Source organism: Clostridium sp. (assembly GCF_051656525.1).
In the GTDB taxonomy this organism is placed as follows: Bacteria; Bacillota; Clostridia; order Clostridiales; family Clostridiaceae; genus Clostridium.
On sequence record NZ_JBOGCC010000159.1, the window covers coordinates 1 to 19,444 of the forward strand.

Annotated in this window: 22 protein-coding genes and 1 pseudogene; 4 read left to right on the plus strand and 19 right to left on the minus strand. The window is 27.3% G+C overall.

The genetic code is table 11. The features are described from left to right. The 6 genes and pseudogenes from ACRDDY_RS08170 to ACRDDY_RS08195 all read right to left on the minus strand — a co-directional run. Window positions 1-544, minus strand: a pseudogene (locus ACRDDY_RS08170) (YgiQ family radical SAM protein); the annotation flags it as partial. Between the two features lie 213 nt (window positions 545-757). Beyond that, window positions 758-1,318, minus strand: coding sequence for an undecaprenyl-diphosphatase (locus ACRDDY_RS08175; protein ID WP_438564460.1), 561 nt, complete (start codon window positions 1,316-1,318; stop codon window positions 758-760). A 316-nt stretch (window positions 1,319-1,634) separates the two neighbouring features. Next, the gene (locus tag ACRDDY_RS08180; RefSeq protein WP_438564461.1) at window positions 1,635-1,895 is read right to left on the minus strand and encodes a hypothetical protein; all 261 of its coding nucleotides are present in this window, start codon (window positions 1,893-1,895) and stop codon (window positions 1,635-1,637) included. A 57-nt stretch (window positions 1,896-1,952) separates the two neighbouring features. Then, window positions 1,953-3,098 carry a peptidoglycan-binding protein gene (locus ACRDDY_RS08185; RefSeq protein ID WP_438564462.1) on the minus strand — a complete coding sequence of 382 codons (1,146 nt, stop codon included), beginning with the start codon at window positions 3,096-3,098 and terminating at the stop codon, window positions 1,953-1,955. Between the two features lie 66 nt (window positions 3,099-3,164). After that, a complete protein-coding gene (locus ACRDDY_RS08190) occupies window positions 3,165-3,881 on the minus strand; it encodes an MBL fold metallo-hydrolase (protein WP_438564463.1) in 717 nt (238 codons plus the stop codon). 168 nt (window positions 3,882-4,049) lie between these two features. Next, the gene (locus ACRDDY_RS08195) at window positions 4,050-4,466 is read right to left on the minus strand and encodes a hypothetical protein (protein WP_438564464.1); all 417 of its coding nucleotides are present in this window, start codon (window positions 4,464-4,466) and stop codon (window positions 4,050-4,052) included. Between the two features lie 217 nt (window positions 4,467-4,683). On the opposite strand from ACRDDY_RS08195, the gene ACRDDY_RS08200 reads away from it, so the two are divergent. Then, a complete protein-coding gene (locus tag ACRDDY_RS08200; RefSeq protein ID WP_438564465.1) occupies window positions 4,684-5,724 on the plus strand; it encodes a hypothetical protein in 1,041 nt (346 codons plus the stop codon). A 32-nt stretch (window positions 5,725-5,756) separates the two neighbouring features. On the opposite strand, the gene ACRDDY_RS08205 is transcribed toward ACRDDY_RS08200, so the two are convergent. The 8 genes from ACRDDY_RS08205 to ACRDDY_RS08240 all read right to left on the minus strand — a co-directional run bounded on the left by ACRDDY_RS08205 (window position 5,757) and on the right by ACRDDY_RS08240 (window position 12,292). After that, window positions 5,757-6,041 carry a hypothetical protein gene (locus ACRDDY_RS08205; protein ID WP_438564466.1) on the minus strand — a complete coding sequence of 95 codons (285 nt, stop codon included), beginning with the start codon at window positions 6,039-6,041 and terminating at the stop codon, window positions 5,757-5,759. Window positions 6,042-6,107: 66 nt separating this feature from the next. Continuing rightward, on the minus strand, window positions 6,108-7,133 hold the full coding sequence (locus ACRDDY_RS08210) for a YARHG domain-containing protein (RefSeq protein WP_438564467.1): 1,026 nt from the start codon (window positions 7,131-7,133) through the stop codon (window positions 6,108-6,110). Between the two features lie 18 nt (window positions 7,134-7,151). Then, on the minus strand, window positions 7,152-7,751 hold the full coding sequence (locus tag ACRDDY_RS08215) for a serine hydrolase (RefSeq protein ID WP_438564468.1): 600 nt from the start codon (window positions 7,749-7,751) through the stop codon (window positions 7,152-7,154). Further along, a complete protein-coding gene (locus ACRDDY_RS08220; protein ID WP_438564469.1) occupies window positions 7,714-8,163 on the minus strand; it encodes a hypothetical protein in 450 nt (149 codons plus the stop codon). Before ACRDDY_RS08220 ends, ACRDDY_RS08215 begins: the two co-directional genes overlap by 38 nt. A 144-nt stretch (window positions 8,164-8,307) precedes the next feature. Beyond that, window positions 8,308-9,522 (minus strand): peptidase T, encoded by a 1,215-nt coding sequence (pepT, locus tag ACRDDY_RS08225; protein ID WP_438564470.1) that lies wholly within the window; start codon window positions 9,520-9,522, stop codon window positions 8,308-8,310. A gap of 67 nt (window positions 9,523-9,589) precedes the next feature. Further along, entirely contained in the window at window positions 9,590-10,273 is a 684-nt protein-coding gene (locus tag ACRDDY_RS08230; protein WP_438564471.1) for a MerR family transcriptional regulator, read from the minus strand. Window positions 10,274-10,413: 140 nt separating this feature from the next. Then, complete coding sequence (locus tag ACRDDY_RS08235) at window positions 10,414-11,112, minus strand: ABC transporter ATP-binding protein (RefSeq protein WP_438564472.1); 699 nt, start codon at window positions 11,110-11,112, stop codon at window positions 10,414-10,416. Between the two features lie 13 nt (window positions 11,113-11,125). Next, the gene (locus tag ACRDDY_RS08240; protein WP_438564473.1) at window positions 11,126-12,292 is read right to left on the minus strand and encodes an ABC transporter permease; all 1,167 of its coding nucleotides are present in this window, start codon (window positions 12,290-12,292) and stop codon (window positions 11,126-11,128) included. A gap of 243 nt (window positions 12,293-12,535) precedes the next feature. Between ACRDDY_RS08240 and ACRDDY_RS08245 the strand changes: the two genes are divergently transcribed. Further along, window positions 12,536-13,963, plus strand: a complete 1,428-nt coding sequence (locus tag ACRDDY_RS08245; protein WP_438564474.1) for a cation:proton antiporter — start codon at window positions 12,536-12,538, stop codon at window positions 13,961-13,963. Between the two features lie 53 nt (window positions 13,964-14,016). Here the strand turns inward: ACRDDY_RS08245 and pnuC are convergent, their stop codons facing one another. From pnuC to ACRDDY_RS08260, 3 genes are all read right to left on the minus strand, one after another. Then, window positions 14,017-14,811, minus strand: coding sequence for a nicotinamide riboside transporter PnuC (pnuC, locus tag ACRDDY_RS08250; protein WP_438564475.1), 795 nt, complete (start codon window positions 14,809-14,811; stop codon window positions 14,017-14,019). Window positions 14,812-15,075: 264 nt separating this feature from the next. After that, window positions 15,076-15,684, minus strand: coding sequence for a hypothetical protein (locus tag ACRDDY_RS08255; RefSeq protein WP_438564476.1), 609 nt, complete (start codon window positions 15,682-15,684; stop codon window positions 15,076-15,078). 56 nt (window positions 15,685-15,740) lie between these two features. After that, window positions 15,741-16,043 (minus strand): hypothetical protein, encoded by a 303-nt coding sequence (locus tag ACRDDY_RS08260; RefSeq protein WP_438564477.1) that lies wholly within the window; start codon window positions 16,041-16,043, stop codon window positions 15,741-15,743. 125 nt (window positions 16,044-16,168) lie between these two features. Between ACRDDY_RS08260 and ACRDDY_RS08265 the strand changes: the two genes are divergently transcribed. Beyond that, window positions 16,169-17,002 carry an LD-carboxypeptidase gene (locus ACRDDY_RS08265; RefSeq protein WP_438564478.1) on the plus strand — a complete coding sequence of 278 codons (834 nt, stop codon included), beginning with the start codon at window positions 16,169-16,171 and terminating at the stop codon, window positions 17,000-17,002. A 223-nt stretch (window positions 17,003-17,225) separates the two neighbouring features. Next, complete coding sequence (locus ACRDDY_RS08270; protein WP_438564479.1) at window positions 17,226-18,374, plus strand: polysaccharide deacetylase family protein; 1,149 nt, start codon at window positions 17,226-17,228, stop codon at window positions 18,372-18,374. A 317-nt stretch (window positions 18,375-18,691) separates the two neighbouring features. Here ACRDDY_RS08270 and ACRDDY_RS08275 read toward each other — a convergent pair whose 3' ends face one another. Further along, window positions 18,692-19,141 (minus strand): ABC transporter ATP-binding protein, encoded by a 450-nt coding sequence (locus tag ACRDDY_RS08275; RefSeq protein ID WP_438564480.1) that lies wholly within the window; start codon window positions 19,139-19,141, stop codon window positions 18,692-18,694. A gap of 3 nt (window positions 19,142-19,144) precedes the next feature. After that, window positions 19,145-19,444: hypothetical protein (locus ACRDDY_RS08280; protein WP_438564481.1), on the minus strand; the 300-nt coding region annotated here is incomplete at its 5' end.

Here is a 19,444-nt window from a genome sequence, read left to right on the forward strand (position 1 = left end):
CTTCTACTATTTGCTTTTCACTCATTCCATAAACAAGTAAATCTGCTCCTGAATCTATAAGAATTGAATTTCTTACTGAATTGCTCCAATAATCATAATGTGCCATTCTTCTAAGACTTGCTTCAATTCCACCAATTACAATATTTATATTTTTAAATGCTTCTCTTAATTTATTACAATAAACTATTGTTGCTCTATCTGGTCTAAGCCCCATTTTCCCACCTGGTGAATAAAGATCTTTATCTCTTAATCTTTTACTCACTGTATAGTGGTTTACCATAGGGTCCATGTTTCCACCATTAACTAAGAATCCAAGTCTTGGTCTTCCAAGTTTCTTAAAGTCATCTAAACTATGCCAATCAGGTTGTGGAATTATCCCAACTTTATATCCTGCATCTTCTAATACTCTTGATATAATAGCTGTTCCAAAACTATGATGGTCTATGTATGCATCTCCTGTTACTATAATGAAATCACATTGCTCCCAGCCACGCTCTTCCATATCCTCTCTACTTATAGGTAGAAAGCCTTTTGTTTTAGTCATTTAATCACCTTCTATTTTTCTATTATTCTTATGTTAAAATACTTATTTTTTTACTCATATCTTCTTATTATATATCTTTATACTTTTAAAGCCTACCTTATTTCTCAACTTTTTTAGAATTTAAATTAAATATCCATATTTTTTCATCTCATTTTTTTAATATTTTAACAAAAAAAGATGATTTATCTATTTTTAATAAATCATCTTTATATTCTATCCAAATATTTTTTTATCAACCTTTAAATATAATCTTTCAATAGGTTTTCTTAAAAGTTTTTTATAAATGATACTCATAATTATAACAACTATGTATGCACCTATAACATCTCCTGGATAGTGATTTCCAACAAATACTCTTGAAAATGCTACAAATACTGTTCCTATTATCATTATTACTCTTAAAACTTTACTAAACCATCCAAGTCCTAATGCTATACTAAATGTTCCTATAACATGGTCACTTGGGAAAGATGCATCTGCCTTATGTGGCACTAAAAGATTTACTTGATGCGTTACGAAAGGTCTTGGCTCAAACCAAATCTTTCCTATAATAGAGCTCACAAGTAAGTTTATTACTGTAAATACTCCAGTACTTATTGCAACTTTTCTTATATTCCTATCTCTTTTTCTCATTCCTATTATAAATACAGCAAGTAATATTAATGCATATATAATGGGAACAACTTTAGTAAAGAATATCATAATCCAATCTAATACTGCACTTTTATACGCCAGTCCATTAATCAAGTAAAATAAGTGTAGATTCCAACTCATTTTTTACTCCCCTTTTCTTTTGTTTTATAGCAAAAAATTATGCCAATATTATTAATATTAGCATATTATTTTTAATTATTCTGTTACTTTTTAATTAAGATTTTCTCTTTAAACTTTAAACAAATTTGAGTTTTTGCAATTATTATATAAGGAATTACTATATACTATCCTACTTCAAAGCTTATTTCTAAAAAAGAATCAATATAAAAAACCCAATATAAAGTTTCATTAACTCTCTTTTTATATTAAATATTATACAATCCCCTTTTTTTTATGAATAATTGAATGTTAAAAAGGGCTGTTATAAAACAACCCTTTAAGCTAATGCTATACTTATCACTTCTTCTATATCGCTCTCTATAACATCCTCTTCTAATGGAATATCTTCTTCATCATAATTTGGAGTAATTACCTCAACAAATTCAACTTGATCTAAATCTTCAATATCTTTTAAATATTCTTCATCAATTACTTCAAGCTCATTTGAATCTACCTTTACTGTTCCTATACATGTTGCACTAAATATAAATATTTCTTTAACTACAAATTGTATTTTCACCACTCTTCTACTAATCATATCTTTCTCCATAAAATTTATTTATTTTATCTATATGAAAGATATTTTTAAGTTGTTCTATCTTTTTAAAAATAATTCTCTCCAAGTATTCTTATTTACTACTCCAGTAACTTTTAGCCCATATTTTTTTTGAAATCTTTTTACTGCTGCTATTGTATACTCACCATGAATACCATCTATTCCTCTTGGTCCTACACTAAACTCATTCTTCTCTAATCTTTCTTGAACAATTTTAGTAATTGGGCCTCGTGCATTTCTCATAATTAATATACATTTATCTAAAGTTTCTTGAGTAAAACACCCATTTACTTTTAATCCTGCTTTAAATTGAATATTTAATTCTTCTTGTAATCTTACTACTATTTCTCCTTGTATAAACCCCTTCATACTTTCGCATTTGCTCACTGGATTTATTACAGACTCTATATTAGAATTTGAGTTACTCTCATTCTTCGCTTCAGTTTTATTTTTTTTAGAATTTTCTTTTTTCGCTATTTTATTAGTTCCTTGTTTTTCTTTATTTGAACTTTTTTCATCTTTTTTATTCTGCTCTTCTTTTGGTTTTGCTTCATGATTATTGCAATATCCACAATCACAACTGCCTACCGGATTTAATATTACACATTCCTTAATTTCACTTATTTCAAAGTTTATCTCTCCCACAAAGAATTTATCTGAATAACTAAAACAAACCCAGTCACTCCATACTGTACTATTTCTTGGCTTTTCTTTTTCTTTATCTACTACCCAAAGCATAGTGTTTCTAAGTCTTATATCTAAATTTTTATTTGCAAACTCTATTTCAGATTTTAATATACAATCAAAATTTAACCCTTCTTTTACTCTATCTAAAAGTTTAAGACATTTATCTGAAAACATCTTCTTATTTATCCCTTCATTTTTATTTACTTCTATTACTGGATAAATATCCGGATTTATTTTTTTTATTATGTTTCCAATAAACATTGCTTGTAAATTAACTGATTTTTCTAAATCCACTTCAACAACTATACCCACTAAAAGATTTTCCTTTTTAGCCTTATTACATATCTCTTGAGTATTTTTTTTATTCCATTTTATACTACATGGAACTTTTAAAACTACTGCATCTATACCCTTATTTTTTATCTTTTTTAAATCAATCTTCTCATTACACTTTTGTATAACTACAGCCTTTTTCCCATCTATTTTTTTCCCTTTCATTCCCCTTCCTCCAAAACATTTTACTATTATATAAGTATCCTATTTTGAAAAAAGTGTGACTTCTTTTTAAAATGCTAAAATTCTTTCTCTTACCTTATCATTATAAATACCACCATGTGCACAAATTAATGTATCTATATCATAATTTAAAAGATTTTTTATTGATTCCTTTGCTTTTTCCATATCAAGAGTATATTGAGGATTTGATGGAATAAGTTCTCCATCCACTACTACTAAAGCATCACCTGTAATTAAAGTTTTCTTTTCTTTTACTAAAACAGATATATGTCCTGGCATATGTCCTGGTGTTTCTATTATCTCTAATCCACCTGCTACATTAATAATATCTCCATTCTTTACTATTTCATCTACTTTAACAGTTTTAACATTACCAATTCTAGCTTTATATGCTTCTAACTCTTTTCTCTTTTCACTATCAACTTTATCAATTATTTTATTTACATTTTGAACTCTTAAAAATTCTTCTTCACCACTTATGTACTTAGCTTCTTCCTTTGATGCTAAAACTTTAACATTTGGGTGATTTTTCTTAATATCAGCTAAACTTCCCATATGGTCTAAGTCTTGATGAGTTATTATTACTTTAGTTAACTTTTCTATATTCATTCCTTTTTTAGCTAACTCTTCTTTTATCATTTCATAAGAATTTACTAATCCACAATCTACTAATACTAGTTCATTTTCATCTTCAATAGCTCCCATATTAACTCTAAAATCCTTATTCATTTCATCTCTTACTTCTATAGCTTCTACTTTTATCATTTTGTATACCTTCTTTCTTATCATTTTAAGCATTATTATTATTTTACATAATACCAAAAATATATGTATTTTTATTTAAGCCTTTATTTTACACAAAAGTTTCAAATTATATTTCTATCCAAAATCAAAAAGAGATTGCTTCCTTTTATGAAGCAATCCCCTTATATCCTATGCTATTTTATATCTATTTTTCATATAACTAATATTTTCAAAACCTTCTCTTGATAATGTTGTTATCATATATAGTCCATTTCTATTTTCTATTTGAATTCCAACATCATCTTTTACTTCTTCATCAAATGAATGTATATTTATCACATCACCATTTATATTAATAGCTTGTTTTACATTTTTATACTCTAAGAATGGAATATATAATTTATTTCCTTCAGTTCTTATATATTTAAAAAATTGCTCCTCTAAACATTCATTATGCTTAAACCTTAAAATATCATCTTCTTCAGTTCCTTCTATCCACCATAATATATCCTTATGGTTCAGTTCTTTTCTATAATAATTTAATACATCCCTTATAAATGATTTTGCATTGAAATCATCAACCTTTATCTTTAATAATCTACACATATAAACATCCCCTTTTCTTTTGTTAACTATTTATTAATATTATACATATTTTAGACTTTTTTGTCTAGTTTTTTCATTTTTTATTTTATTTTTATTATCAAATTAAAATTTCTTATACTAAAGTTAACCCTAATGTAATATTAGCGTTAAATTCATATGGTATTATATATTAAATAACGCTTTATTTTATTTTAGTAATTTACATTGGAGGTATTATATGAAAAAACGTAAATTTCCTTTAATTCCTACAGTTATTTCTATAGGAGTTATCTTAGCAATTGTAAGTATTATTGCTTATTATTTTATATATCAAGATTCTATGGTTGTTACAGCAGTTAATAATTCAAAAACTGCTTTAGAAAACGGTCAATTACAAACTGCTATTTCTGACCTTTCAAACTTAGATACTAGAACATATGCTGATAACGAGCTTGTGCAAACACAAGAAACTGCAATTCAAAATTTTAAAAATATTTCAGCTCAATATAATGAAGCAATTTCAGATATGAATAATTCAAATTATCCTGAATGTATATCAGTATTAAATTCTTTACATACTGACAATAAATATTTAACTGAAAGAATTAAGAATGCACTATCTATAGCAAATACTGGCTATGCACAACTTCTATATAAAGAAGGAATTGAAGCACTTCAAGCTGGAAATAGTCAATCTGCTTCAAATTATTACAATACTCTTTCAAGCAAGTATCCTGATAGTCCTTTTACAAAACAATTAGAAGCCTATTTAAATGGAACTGCTAAAGGAACAATCCACTCATTAAATATAGAAATCTCAAGACCAATGATTTCGCCAATTGGAGCAACTCCTACCCCAGCTCCTACACCACAGACAGCCCAAGTAGCTACACCATCAACTCAAGATGCGACAGCTCCATCTGTCTCAAATACGCCACAAAATTCTGGAAATTCTAATTCTGGAAATGAAAATAGTCAACAACAAAATAGCAACACTAATAGCACTTCAAATTCAAGTACTCAAAGCAATACACAAAGCAGTTCAAATAGTACTCAATCACCAAGTGCACCTACTCAGACACCTGATACTTCAAATAACCAAAGCCAAAGTAATAATTCAGGTTCAAGTAGTAGTAATTCATCTAGTTCTAGTTCATCTTCTAGTTCTAGTAACACACAAGCTCCACAACCTACTCCTTCTAAAGGAAGTAGCCAATCATCTTCTAGTTCTACACCTGCGACACATGCAACTGGAACTAAAGATGTTCAAAAAAATTAATCTAAAAAAGGAACTGAGTTTATCAGTTCCTTTTAAATTTCTTTAAATATTTCATCTGTCACTTTTTTATATATAATTGATTTAACACTTTCCTTTTCTCTTAATGATACTTTATCTTCTTTTAATATTTCATTTGTTTTTCTATCTACTATTTCTTTTACTTTACTTAAATCTACACCATTAATTTTTTTATATCTTTTATCATACTTTCCTCTTTCTTCTTCTACTTTTTTATTCTTTTTTATTTTTAACTCAACAACAGTTGCACCAATTACTGTCCCACCTATTATAGATGTCCACAAAACTAAATCTATCATATTTTACCTCTAACATTTTCTTTACTATAATTTTATGCTAGAAATTATAGTATAATTCTGCTTTTTTTATCTTTCTTTTTCTAATCTAAGTAATAGTTGAATATTTTGTAGTTCGCAATCATTTAACTCAGCATCTGAACCCTTAAATGAATGATTTTCAGTATACCAATCTTTTTCATTAAAATAGCTTTTAAATGGTTCTTGCTTAAAAATGTACCCATGCCTTGCATATATTTCTGATCTAGCTATAGCTAATTCTTCTTTTGAATAAATTCGTAGTTCATCTTCATTTAAATATCTCAATCCACTATCTGGAAAAAGCATATTATCAGTTTCACTAATTATACCTTCATCATGCTCATTATCATCATTTTCATCTAACTTTATTATTATATTAGTATATAAGCTATCTTTTAAATCGTATCCAAATTTACTTGCTTCATCTAATAATTTTTTTGCTTCTCTATAATCACCCTTATCATATTTCTCTATTGCACTACTTTTTAAAACTTCTACTGCTATTTTATTTTTTTCCTCATCTTTTAAATTTTCTATTCTCTTTAAATAGCCAATATTCGTTGAATCTTTTTTCAATATCTTCCTTACATCATCTTTTATTAAATCAAACTTTTCAAGCTTTGCAATTTTATCATAATATATAAATTTTTCACTTACACTACTAGTAGCTTCAATATCTTTTTGGTATTTTTTATATAAAATATCATCATATAAAAAATATCCTATTGCACCACCAACTCCTATTATCAAAATTAAAGCTACTCCTATTATTTTCCCCTTAAATTTTTTCTTTCTATTCTCAATCTTTTTAGGTTTTTCTTCTGAATCTTGTATTCTTTCTTTTTGTAATTTAACTTTAGGTTTTTCTAAGCTTACCATAGCCCTTGATTCTTTTCTTCTCTTTGACTCTTCCTTTACTCTCTCTTCTTCTCTTAATTTAGCTTCTTCATTTATATTAATTTCCTTTTCTTCTTTAACTTCATTTACTATTTTAATCTCATTTTCTAGACCGCACTTTGCACAAAATCTTACATTATCATTTAATTTATTCCCACACCTTTTACAAAATTTCATGTTGCTTTAATCCCCTTTTTATTTTTTATATTCCATATACTTATCATATACTCTCTTAGAAATATTGCTTATAAAGTTTTCTTGATTCTCCTTACTTCCATTATCAGTAGTAACACAAATAACATATGCCCCTTTATTAGTTACTACTATTCCTGCATCATTTTCTATATTTGTATATTCTCCTGATTTATGTGCAACCTTTACACTTTTTGGTAATTTATTAGGAATCTTCTTCTTTACTGTATTTCTCTCCATTAAAGCAATCATTCTTTTATCTACTTCCTTAGATACAGCTTGACCATTATATATTTTACTTAAAGTAAGTGCTAAATCAGATACTGATGTATAATTTTCAATCCCACTATTTATTGCATTTGAATCCATCATTTTTCTATTTAACTCTGTATCAACACAACCAATTGCTTTTATTCTTCTATTTATATTATCCATTCCTAAGTGATCTATTAACATGTTAGCTGCCACATTATCACTTGTTGTCATCATAGCTTTTAACAGTTCTTCTATACTATATTCTTTCCCAATTGGACTACCTTGAATAGTTCCAGAACCACCAACTTTATCACTTTGTGTATATACTAACTTTATCTCCCTTATCAAAATTAAGATTATTCAAAAAATCTATAGCTGAAGTTTTACATTCTTCCATATTATTTTCCATACTTGAACTTGTATCCATTATCATATTAATACTAATCTTTTCATCTTCATTTAGAAATTTAATCTCATCAATCTCTCTTTCAACTAATTCTCCATTTACTTTTTCATTCAATATAAAATCCCCTGTAGTTAAACTTTCCACTATATTTCTATCCTTAGAATCTTCTACTGTAAAATAAAGCTTTATCTCCGGAAAATAATTTGTATCAACTTGTACTAAATCAATCCTTACTTCCTCTCTATTATTCGCCTCTTCTTTCTCTTTAAACATAAACTTTTCTACTCCACAACTTACAAATGTAAATGGTACTAACATCATCCCTAATAAAGCTGCATTTAACTTTCTTCTCATAACTTCCCCCTTATAAACTCTTTTATTTTTACTGTATACTTACATTTTAATCTTCTATATTGATATTTATGTTTATCTTAAAATAAAAAAACTTCGCAGAAAATTATTTCTAATCTTCTACGAAGTTTCAATTTAAACTACTTATTATTTTTCACCATAAAGTTTAGCTATATTAACTATTGTTTCTACTGCCTTTTCCATTGACTCAACTACAACATATTCAAATCTTCCATGGAAGTTTTCTCCACCAGTAAATATATTAGGACAAGGTAATCCCATAAATGAAAGTCTAGCACCATCAGTTCCACCTCTAATTGGTTTTATTGTAGGTACTACGTCTGCCATTTTCATAGCCTTTTCTGCAGTTTCAATAATGTGCATTTCTGGTTCTACCATTTCTTTCATATTTCTATATTGGTCAGTTATAGTCAGTATTACTCTATTTTCATACTTCTCATTTAATTTTTCTGCTGCCTTTTTAAAATCTTCTTTTCTTTTTTCATATGACTCTTCAAAGAAATCTCTTATAATAAACGCCATATTTGTTTCTTCAACTTCACCTTTTATACTTATTAAATGTGAGAATCCTTCATAATTATCTGTCTTCTCTGGAACTTCATTTAATGGAAGCATTGATAAGAATTCATATGCTATCATTTGTGAATTTACCATTTTATCTTTAGCATATCCTGGATGAACGTTCTTTCCTTTTATAGTAACTTTCGCACCTGCAGCATTAAAGTTTTCATATTCAAGTTCTCCAATTCTTCCACCATCTATAGTATAACCAAAATCTGCATCAAATCTTTTTACATTAAAGTGGTCTGCACCTCTTCCAACTTCTTCATCAGGCGTAAATCCAACTTTAATATCACCATGCTTTATTTCTGGATGATTTACTAAATACTCCATTGCTGTCATTATTTCAGATATTCCAGCTTTATCATCTGCTCCTAAAAGAGTAGTTCCATCTGTAGTAATTAAAGTTTTTCCTACATATTCCTTCATCTCTGGAGATTGTTTTGGATCTAAACTAAACTCTTCATTTAATTTTATTATGCTACCATCATAATTTTTAATAATTTGTGGATTAACACATTTTCCATTCATATCAGGTGCTGTATCCATATGAGCTATAAATCCAACTTTTTTAGCTCCTTCAACATTTCCTTTTAATGTTGCATAAATATATCCATTTTCATCTTGTTCTACATCTACAAGTCCAATCTCTTTAAGTTCTTTAACTAACGCATCACCTAATACTAGTTGTCCCTTAGTACTTGGTACTGTATTACTTTCTTCATCTGACTTTGTATCAAATTTAATATACTCTAAAAATCTTTCTTCTACCTTCTTCATTTATATCACTCCATTTCCTTTTTCTATATATATTCATTTTACATAAATATATAGATTTTCTAAAGCTTTATTTATACTTTTCTATCTTTTCTACAATAGCTAATGCATCCTTAGTTGGAAGTCCCCTTATTTTTCCTGGTATATCACTTATATCTTTAAGATTTTCTAATATGTCTTCTAATCCATTATCACTTTTAGTCATATTATTCATATGATCTCTAAGCTTTAATACCTTTTCTTCTTCTGTACTTTCTTTGCTATTTAATATTTCCATTAATATACTCATTAACTCTTTATGTAAATCACCATGCTTATCCTTATCTTTTATATTCTCACCATATTGAACTTTATGACTTTCTATCCTCTTCGTCTTTATACTTCCAGCAATTTTAAGCCAATCTATTTCATTTTCATTTTTTATTATATCTAAATCCCCTAAGCACTCATCTATTATAGTCAATCTTTTTATTTCATGTTCTAAAACTCTCTTCTTCTCCTTTAACCTTTCAATATTTTCTTTTGAGTTAGATTCAAGAACTTTTCTTATTTCCTCTATAGAAAACCCTAAAAATTTTAATGAAATTATCTTCCTAAGTTCCTGTATATCTCTACTAGTATAAAATCTGTATCCTTTATCATTTTTATAACTAGGCTTTAAAAGGTCTACTTTATCATAATATTGTAATGTTCTAACAGTAATTCCTAACATTTCAGCTATTTCTTTAGGCTTATAATATTTTTCTTCTTTCATCTTTTTCTCCTTAGTTTATCTTCTTTATTTTTATTATACTCTTTTTATAATAAGACATCCAAAAATATATTTTTTTCTGCTTCTCTCTATCAAAACAAAAAGACTAAAGGTAATTAAACCTCTAGTCCTTTATTATTCTTTTATGATTTGATTACATTATTTTTTGTATCTTCTAAAATCTTTCCATCACTTACCGTAATAACTCTATCTGCTTTTGCTGCAATTCTATTATCATGAGTTATTATTACAAAAGTTGTGTTAAACTCTTTATTGATTTCTCTTAAAAGGTTGTATACTTCTTCTGTTGTATTAGAATCAAGATTTCCTGTTGGCTCATCTCCAAGTATTATTTTAGGATTATTTATTAATGCTCTTGCAATAGCGCCTCTTTGCTGTTGTCCTCCTGAAAGGTCAGTTGCTTTATTATTTTTTACACTTGTTAGGTTAACTATCTCAAGAAGCTTCTCCGCTCTATCTAATACTTCTTTAGTTACTTTTTTTCCTGATAATCTATATGGCATTAATACATTTTCAAGTACTGTGAACTCTGGTAACAGATAATGGAACTGAAATATAAATCCTATCTCCTCATTTCTTACTCTTGCAAGTTCATTTTTGCTCATTTTATCAGTTCTTTGTCCATTTATGTGAACTTCTCCCGATGTTGGAGTATCTAATGTCCCCATAATATTCATCATTGTAGATTTCCCACTACCACTTTGACCTATTATTGAAACAAATTCTCCTTCTTCTATACTTAAATTTATATCAAATAAAACTTGTGTTTTTACTTTATTACCATAAACTCTATTTATGTTTTTTAAATTTAAAACTTCCATTCCCTTTTCCTCCTTAGTTGTTTCTTATAACTTCCATTGGATCTAATTTTAGTGATTTAGATGCTGCAAATACGGCTGCAAGAATTGCTACAATTATTGCTATTATCATACTTATTACTAAATATCCTATATAAACTTGTCCTGTTACAATTGGTGCACCTGATGGTGTTTTTATTACATGTGAGAATAACTCAAATAGTCCAACTCCAAGTATTCCACCAACTATTGAACCTATTACTCCAAGTATTCCACCTTGGTAAATAAAGATAGCAGCTGCTCCTCTATTTTTAATTCCCATAGCTTTTAAGATACCAATTTGTTTTGATTTTTGCATAACTGATACTGCAAGTACTCCTGCTATACTCATTGCTACTGAAATTATTATAAATACTTGAATAGTCATGCTTGATGAACTTTGTCCACTTAATGCATTTAATAAACTTGGATTTGTTTCTTTCCAGTTTGTAACTTGAAGACTACTATTTATTTTACCTTGAATTCCACTTGCTATAGTATCTGCTGTAAATATATCTTTATTATAAAGTTTCATTTCTATTGAGTTTACTTTACCTTTTTCTCCAAAAAGATTTTGTGCATAATTTAAATCTGTAACCATCCATGAGTTATTAAGTTGTGCTACATCAAAATTTGCAATACCACTTACAACCACTGTCTTTGTTGCCATATTAGGTTCTGAGAAAGTTATTTTATCACCAACATTATATCCATATTTTTTAGCGATACCTTCTCCTATTACAACTTGATTTTCTTTAGTTGGCATATTACCTTTAACTAAATCTTTTGTAACTCCATAAATATTTTGTCCTTGTCCAAAGTTCATTCCTCTAACCAATATTGATGTACTAGCTGAACCTTTTGTAATAATTCCTGGTGTATCTAAAACTCCTGTTATTTCTGATACTTGTGGATAATCTTTCTTTATCATACTTATTATACTGTCATAATTTTCAAATGCTTTACTACTATTATCTTTATTAGCTATTGTAACTTGTGATGTATTTCCCACTATTTGATTTATTTGATCATTATTAAGATTCTTAATAAGTAACCCTAAAAATATTTGTACTGTTACACCTAGTGCAATACCAAGTGCAATTAACGTTGTTTGTGCTTTACTAGATTTTAAAAATCTACCAGCTATCTTTAAGTTTATTCCCATGTTCTTTCTCTCCTTTTTCTTCTGTTCTATATTTTTATTCTAGGCTATTACCTTAGGTTATACTCAATAGAAAAACTCATTGTTTAAAAAATATTAATAATTATTATCTACAAATATTTATTATTCATAATTATAAATTATTTATTTAATACTAATATTTAGAATTCCCCTCTATATTTTTAATTTAAATAAATATATAATAATAATGACTTTAACAAAAGATAATTTTAGGAGGAAAATTTTTTGCATAATGAATTAGACTATAGTTCTCTGCTTGTAATATCAATAATCGCTTTTATTACACCTTTTTTGGTTTCAAAACTAAAGCGATTAAAGATTCCATATCAAGTTGGAGAAATTATTATTGGTATACTAGTTGGAAAAACATTTTTAAATATTGTACATTCAGATATATCTATATTATTTCTATCTAACTTAGGTCTTGCATACTTAATGTTTTTAAGTGGACTTGAAATTAATTTCAATGATTTAAAAAGATGTAAAAATGGAGATTCAGTTTTAAAACTACCAATACAACTTCTTATATTTTCATTTATAGTTGCCATAATCTTATCTTTCTTTGGATTAAAACTTATAGGAATAGATAAAGGATATATTTTATTTGCCTTTATTTTTATGGCAGCATCACCAGGACTTGTAGTTCCTATATTAAAAACTAAAAATATTATTACAAGTGAGCTAGGTCAGCTTATCTTAACATTTAGTATTCTTTGTGAGTTTTTATCTATTATAGGTACAACAGTTATTTTTTCAGTTTCAGAAAATGGGCTTACACTTAAAAGCTTTGAATTTGTTTTAATATTTGTCTTCGCTTTAATTGTATATATAGTATCTAAAATATTTATGAAAAGACATGATTTTACTATTCCATCTTTTAAGAATATTCATATTATTGTAAGAGCTGCATTTCTTTTAATATTAGTTCTTGTTGCAATTGCAGAAAGGCTAAATACTGAAATTGTACTTGGTGCATTTTTAGCAGGAATGATTTTCTCAATTCTTTCTGGAAAAGCAAAAGAAGAAATTTCACATCAACTTGATATTATTGGGTATGGTTTTTTAATACCTATATTCTTTATTATGGTTGGGGTAAATGTTGATTTAAAAATTATAGTTGAAGACCCTAGGGTTTTATTAAAGGTTTTAGTTCTTTTAATAATCTTCTTCTTAGTTAAACTTATTCCATCACTTATTATGACTAAGAAATTTGGAATTAAAAATTCAATAGCAAGTTCAACAATCTTAACTGCTCAATTAAGTTTAGTTATAGTATCAGCACAACTTGCTCTTCAATTTAAATTTATAAATACTTCAGATTATTCTGCTTTCATAATAACAACAATAATATCCTGTATATTATTCCCTGTTATATTTGAAAAGCTTATGCCATCTGAAGAAACACTTCCTGAAACTAAAGATACTCATATCATAGTTCGTGAAGTTTTACTTACAAATAAAGCATTTGAAGATAGACCTTTAAAAAATTGTAACTTCCCAAGTACATGTAGAATTTTCTCATACATCAGAAATGATGAAGAGATAATTCCAAACGGAAACTCCATTTTAAAAGATGGAGATATAATAATTTTAGTTGGAACACATGACCATATTGAAGAAACTATAAATCTTTTAGGAAATCAAAATCATTAAAAAAAGCTATCATACGCTTTGTATGATAGCTTTTTTACTTATATCTTAACTTTTTAATTTGCTCTTAAAGCCTCTGCTTCAATCATAGCCTTTTGCTCTTTCTCAATCTTTTTCCAGTTCCAATATCCATAGAATGAACTAACTAAATATTGTGCCCACATTATAGACCCTGATAAGTATACTATTGAGAAGTGAGGTGCTTTTATGAATGATTCTACAAATAATACAAACCCTACATTTGAGAATATCCAGAATATCCATTGCTCTATATATCTTCTTGATGTTAAATAGAATGCAAATGTTGTTAATATTCCTGATATTGAATCCATCATAAGTGATGGATCTTTCTTTATCTCTCCACCAAATATAGCATGTACTCCATATGGTAAGTATTTAATAAATAACATATATAAATACCAACAAATTACTAATGCAATAATAATTTTTGGCCATTGTCCTTTTTTAAATCTTTTAACTCTTACTACATCACCAGTTCCCTTAGCTAAACTTCTCTTCCAAGAAATAAGCCCTATAATTTGTAGTGGTAATGTTAACAATATAGTTTTTACAGCTTGCCCATAAAGACATCCCATTAATGAGATTATAAGCATTGCTACTGTATTTAATATCCACCAAAAATAAAGAATTAAATTTCCTCTTACTTGGTAAATTGATGTTACTACACCAGATAAAGTCGCTACTAAACCTACTATTCCTCCAACTGTAAGCACATCTACAAGTCTTCCTCCTGGTAAAAATGCTGGTATAAAAAATGTTACTACACTAGCAACCATGAAAAATACAAAAAACACCTTTTGAAACAGTGTATATGAATTAAAAAATTTCATCTTATTCCCTTTTCCTTCGTATCAATTTTCGGAAAAATATTTTCCTTATTTATATTAGTGTTTTTCATATATTTTTTCAATATATATATTATTTAATTATCTATTTATTAAATATTTATAACTTATACTAATCATTTACTAATTTTTCTTTCTTTATCACTTCTCCTTATAAAATCCTTCATCTTTTATACGAATTTCACCACATTAAAAAATGATGAACTTTCGTTCATCATTTTTATTTTATTATTTTTTTATTCATATTTTTCACTTTATCTTAAAGCTATCATATGTTACTTGCAATATTTTATTATAATTTTCCTTCTTATCTTCTGCAAAACTATACTTAAACTTAGCTATCTTTTCTTTATTTACTATTCCACTTTCATAATAAACTAATCCATTTTCTTTCCACGATATTACATAACGCTCTTTTTCATTTACCTTATATAAAATCTTTCCTAAGTTTGCTTTTCTAAGTTCTGCATATTCTTTTGAAGATAATCCTTCTTCATTTTCTAATGATTCAATTTCTAAAGTTAATGGCACAGGCTCTCTCTTTACCTCTTCACTCTCATTATCCTTATTTTTCTTTTCATCTTCTATTTCTTTTTCAGTTTTCTTATTTTCTAATTCTTCTAATATACCTGAAAATTTTATTACTTCGCCCTCTTCTTTTACAAGTTCTTTTGGATGCTTTAACTCTATTCCACTTTTTCCATCTACAAAACCATCAAAACCTTCCTCTGCTTTTTCAGTTTTTACTTCTTCAGTTTTCTTTTTAGTTTCACTATCCACTTCTGAACTTCCACAAGAAACCATTATTCCTAATGATGCCACTATTAAAATTCCAAGTATTATTTTTCTCTTTCTCATTTTCCCCCACCCTTTTCCTCTCTTAAAAAGGAATTATATTCCTCTAATATATTTAATCACATATTAGGAATATTTTGTAGTAAAAGTAATATATCTTCATAAATTTTTTCTATTTCCTCAAAAGTTCCTTCAATAGAATTTGGTAACCTTTTCATATTTTCTAAGTTCTTTTCTTCTATATTAGGATTTTTCAGTCCTGTTCCTGCTAAAACCAATACATTATCTAATAATATTGCACCACTTATTTCTGAGACTAATATACACATTTTTGTTTTAACATAAAAATATTCACTTTTATCAATTACTAAAAGATTTCCTATTTTTTCAATCTTTATTTTATTCTCTAATTCATATCTCATAAATCACCTCTAAGTACAATTATTTATATATACTATCTTTTTATTCATATCTCCTAAATTTGCTACTTTTCTTCTCATTTATATATAATAGATATATAAATTTAATTTTTTAGGAGGAAATTTTTATGATATTAAAAAAAATTGCATTAATAGGTCTATCTAATCCTATTAATAAACAAAATTTAAATAAGCTTTTAAAAGTATTATCTACTTTAAACATACAAGTTATTCAATCCAAATTTTTAAATAATGACGATGTTTTAGCTAGAGATAACAAAGCTCTTGGAGAAGAACTACTTTCATTTTTTATTGATTCTTCAATAGATGCTATCTTTGATATTTCTGGAGGTGATTTATGTAATTTAGTTTTACCTTATATTGATTATGAGAAAATTAAAAATAATACTACTGCATTTTTTGGTTACAGTGATTTAACTGTCATCTTAAATGCATTATATAAAAAATCTAATATTCAGACATATAATTACCAAATTTTAAATATTGTTAAGGATAAATCTAAACTTTCACTTTCATTATTTAAAGATACTTTTATAGATGGAAATCATAGTCTTTTCAATCTAGACATAACTCCCCTTTCTAACTCTAATGCTAGTGGAATAGTTATTGGTGGAAATATTCGTTGTTTTCTAAAGCTAGCTGGAACATCCTATATGCCAAATCTTAAAGATAAAATTCTTATACTGGAAAGTTATAGTGGTGATAGCTTTAAGGTACTTACATTTTTAAATCAATATATGCAACTTGATGACTTTAAATATTTAAAAGGTATTATTTTAGGCAATTTTACTGAAATGTTTGAGCAAAACTATTCTCCATCTATTTTTGATATATTTTTAACGTACCTTGAAAATTATAATATTCCACTATTTAAGACTCTTGATATAGGTCATCACTCAACAGCAAAAGCTATACAAATTGGTAAATTTATAAGTATTTAATACACATAATAATTTTGTTCATTATTTAGATTTTCTATGTATTTATTATTTCATTTTATTTAATCCAATTTTTGCTTTTTTGTAACCTATTTTTTCATTGTTATAGATTATAATATAATACATAGTGTTATGTATTATATTATTTATAATTTCAAATAATATACGTAATATAATACATCTTTGGAATTATTTAAAAATTTTATTTTAGGAAGGTATTATACTTATGAAGAAAAAAACGTTAGTATCTATTATTGCTGTTGTAGTTGTTGCAGCAGTTGCCATTGTCGGTGGTAGCTATGCTTACACAGCTCATGCTAAAGATGTAAAAGAACATCAAATTGAAGCTAAACAAGAAGCACAAAAAAAAGCAGCTGAAGAAGCTCAAGCTCAAGCGATGACAGATTTTGAAAAAAATCAAGGTCACTGGTCAAAAAATCAAGCATTAGGATATATAAATCCTTATGAAAGCTGGTTTAAACCACAAGAAATAGCTCCAGGAAAGAACCTTTTAAAATCGGCTGAAAGCTATGCAGTTCCTGCAAATCAAGTTGCACAAATGATAGCTGGAGATTATAAAGGAAATCAAAAAGAAGTATTCCTTACTTTTGATGATGGTCCAAGTACTGATAATACTCCAAAAATACTTAATATCTTAAAAAATGAAGGTGTACATGCTACATTCTTTGTAATTGGAGATCACTTAAAGAGTAACCCAGCTATTCAACAAATAGTTAGACAAGAGATAATGGATGGAAATGCAGTGGGAGACCATACGTTTACTCATGTATACAGCCAATTATATCCTAACAACTCAATTGATGTACCTTACTTCATGAATCAAGTAGAAGAAACTCAAACTCTTCTTACTGATGTATTAGGACCAAATTTTGATACTAGAATAGTTAGACTTCCAGGTGGATATATGTCAAGAGCATATTATCATGATCCTAACTTAATCAAATTCAACGAAGCATTGGATAAAGCAAATGATACTGCATTAGATTGGACTGCTGAAACAGGTGATTCTGGTACAACTGCAGTACTTAATGTTAATCAATTAATTAGCATTATGGATAGTGATATTAAGGCACAATCAAATCCAAACCAAGTTATTTTATTAATGCATGATGCTGGTGCTAAAAAAGATACAGTAACAGCACTTCCATCAGTAATTCAATACTTTAAAGACCACGGATACCAATTTAAAGTAATAGAAAATGCACCTGCAAGCTCATTTGTAGGAATACCAGCAAAAACTGATACTTACTCAAATCAAGGTGAGTCATTAAAGAAAGAAACAGTAACAGTAGACGGAAAACAAGAAACAAAAGAAGTTTCTGACTATACTGGAAAAGGATACCAGTATAATTAAGAATTTAGAATTAAAAAGGGATGAATTAGCAACGCTAATTCATCCCTTTTTTCAAAACTCACCTAAGCAAATTTCTTCCTCATTATTCATTTCTCATTGCTCTCAACTATTTTCCCATCAATAACTCTAATAATTTTATCGCATTTATTTGCAATATTTATATCATGAGTTACTATTATAACTGTTTTCCCTTCTTTATTTATATCTAACAATATTTTTAAAATAGCTTCACCCGTTTCTTTATCTAATGCCCCTGTTGGTTCATCTGCAAGTATTATCTCTGGGTTATTTACTAAAGCTCTTGCAATTGCTCCTCTTTATTTTTGTCCACCCGATAATTTTGAAGCTTCTTTTTCAAAATGCTTTTCTTCTATTTGAAGCTTTTTTAGCATTTCCTTTGCCCGTATCTTCACATTCTTTTTATTCTTTGAATAAAGTAGTGGTAATGAGACATTATATATTAAATCTTGATTATTTAAAAGATTAAATGTCTGAAATATAAAACCTACAGTTGAATTTCTAATTTGTGCAAGTTCATCTTCCTTCATTTCTTTAAGTTTTTTCCCATCTAAAATATATTCCCCTTCACTTTGTACATCTATAAAACCTAGAATATTTAAAAGTGTACTTTTTCCTGACCCTGATGGTCCCATTATAGAAATTAAATCTCCTCTTGAAATACTTAAGTCAACTGAGTCTAATGCTTTTATTAATGACTCATCTTTTCCATAATATTTGCTAATATTTTTTAATTCTATTAAACTCATAATCTATCTCCCTCTTATTAAATCAATAATTTTAAAACCTTTTAACTTAATTATCATTGGTATTAATATTATTATAGAAATTACCCCTAAAAATAATATATTTCTAAAGAGCATTCCCATAGTAAATAAGTCTGTTGCACCTTTTAAATTTAATATTATATATGAAAGAATTATAGCAAAAAACACTATATATACTATTTCCATAAAAACTTCCTTAATTAATGTATTTATAGATGCTCCTTGTGAAAGTTTAATCCCAAATTCTAAATTTCTCCTATTTAAATATCCTAAAAATGTTGCTGT

What these genes read in the sequence shown, in the direction of transcription:
- ACRDDY_RS08175 (WP_438564460.1), bottom strand. Translation starts at nt 1,318, where the DNA reads ATGAGTTGGAATCTACACTTATTTTACTTGATTAATGGACTGGCGTAT.
- ACRDDY_RS08180 (WP_438564461.1), bottom strand. Translation starts at nt 1,895, where the DNA reads ATGATTAGTAGAAGAGTGGTGAAAATACAATTTGTAGTTAAAGAAATA.
- ACRDDY_RS08185 (WP_438564462.1), bottom strand. Translation starts at nt 3,098, where the DNA reads ATGAAAGGGAAAAAAATAGATGGGAAAAAGGCTGTAGTTATACAAAAG.
- ACRDDY_RS08190 (WP_438564463.1), bottom strand. Translation starts at nt 3,881, where the DNA reads ATGATAAAAGTAGAAGCTATAGAAGTAAGAGATGAAATGAATAAGGAT.
- ACRDDY_RS08195 (WP_438564464.1), bottom strand. Translation starts at nt 4,466, where the DNA reads ATGTGTAGATTATTAAAGATAAAGGTTGATGATTTCAATGCAAAATCA.
- ACRDDY_RS08200 (WP_438564465.1), top strand. Translation starts at nt 4,684, where the DNA reads ATGAAAAAACGTAAATTTCCTTTAATTCCTACAGTTATTTCTATAGGA.
- ACRDDY_RS08205 (WP_438564466.1), bottom strand. Translation starts at nt 6,041, where the DNA reads ATGATAGATTTAGTTTTGTGGACATCTATAATAGGTGGGACAGTAATT.
- ACRDDY_RS08210 (WP_438564467.1), bottom strand. Translation starts at nt 7,133, where the DNA reads ATGAAATTTTGTAAAAGGTGTGGGAATAAATTAAATGATAATGTAAGA.
- ACRDDY_RS08220 (WP_438564469.1), bottom strand. Translation starts at nt 8,163, where the DNA reads ATGAGAAGAAAGTTAAATGCAGCTTTATTAGGGATGATGTTAGTACCA.
- pepT (WP_438564470.1), bottom strand. Translation starts at nt 9,522, where the DNA reads ATGAAGAAGGTAGAAGAAAGATTTTTAGAGTATATTAAATTTGATACA.
- ACRDDY_RS08230 (WP_438564471.1), bottom strand. Translation starts at nt 10,273, where the DNA reads ATGAAAGAAGAAAAATATTATAAGCCTAAAGAAATAGCTGAAATGTTA.
- ACRDDY_RS08235 (WP_438564472.1), bottom strand. Translation starts at nt 11,112, where the DNA reads ATGGAAGTTTTAAATTTAAAAAACATAAATAGAGTTTATGGTAATAAA.
- ACRDDY_RS08240 (WP_438564473.1), bottom strand. Translation starts at nt 12,292, where the DNA reads ATGGGAATAAACTTAAAGATAGCTGGTAGATTTTTAAAATCTAGTAAA.
- pnuC (WP_438564475.1), bottom strand. Translation starts at nt 14,811, where the DNA reads ATGAAATTTTTTAATTCATATACACTGTTTCAAAAGGTGTTTTTTGTA.
- ACRDDY_RS08255 (WP_438564476.1), bottom strand. Translation starts at nt 15,684, where the DNA reads ATGAGAAAGAGAAAAATAATACTTGGAATTTTAATAGTGGCATCATTA.
- ACRDDY_RS08260 (WP_438564477.1), bottom strand. Translation starts at nt 16,043, where the DNA reads ATGAGATATGAATTAGAGAATAAAATAAAGATTGAAAAAATAGGAAAT.
- ACRDDY_RS08265 (WP_438564478.1), top strand. Translation starts at nt 16,169, where the DNA reads ATGATATTAAAAAAAATTGCATTAATAGGTCTATCTAATCCTATTAAT.
- ACRDDY_RS08270 (WP_438564479.1), top strand. Translation starts at nt 17,226, where the DNA reads ATGAAGAAAAAAACGTTAGTATCTATTATTGCTGTTGTAGTTGTTGCA.
- ACRDDY_RS08275 (WP_438564480.1), bottom strand. Translation starts at nt 19,141, where the DNA reads ATGAGTTTAATAGAATTAAAAAATATTAGCAAATATTATGGAAAAGAT.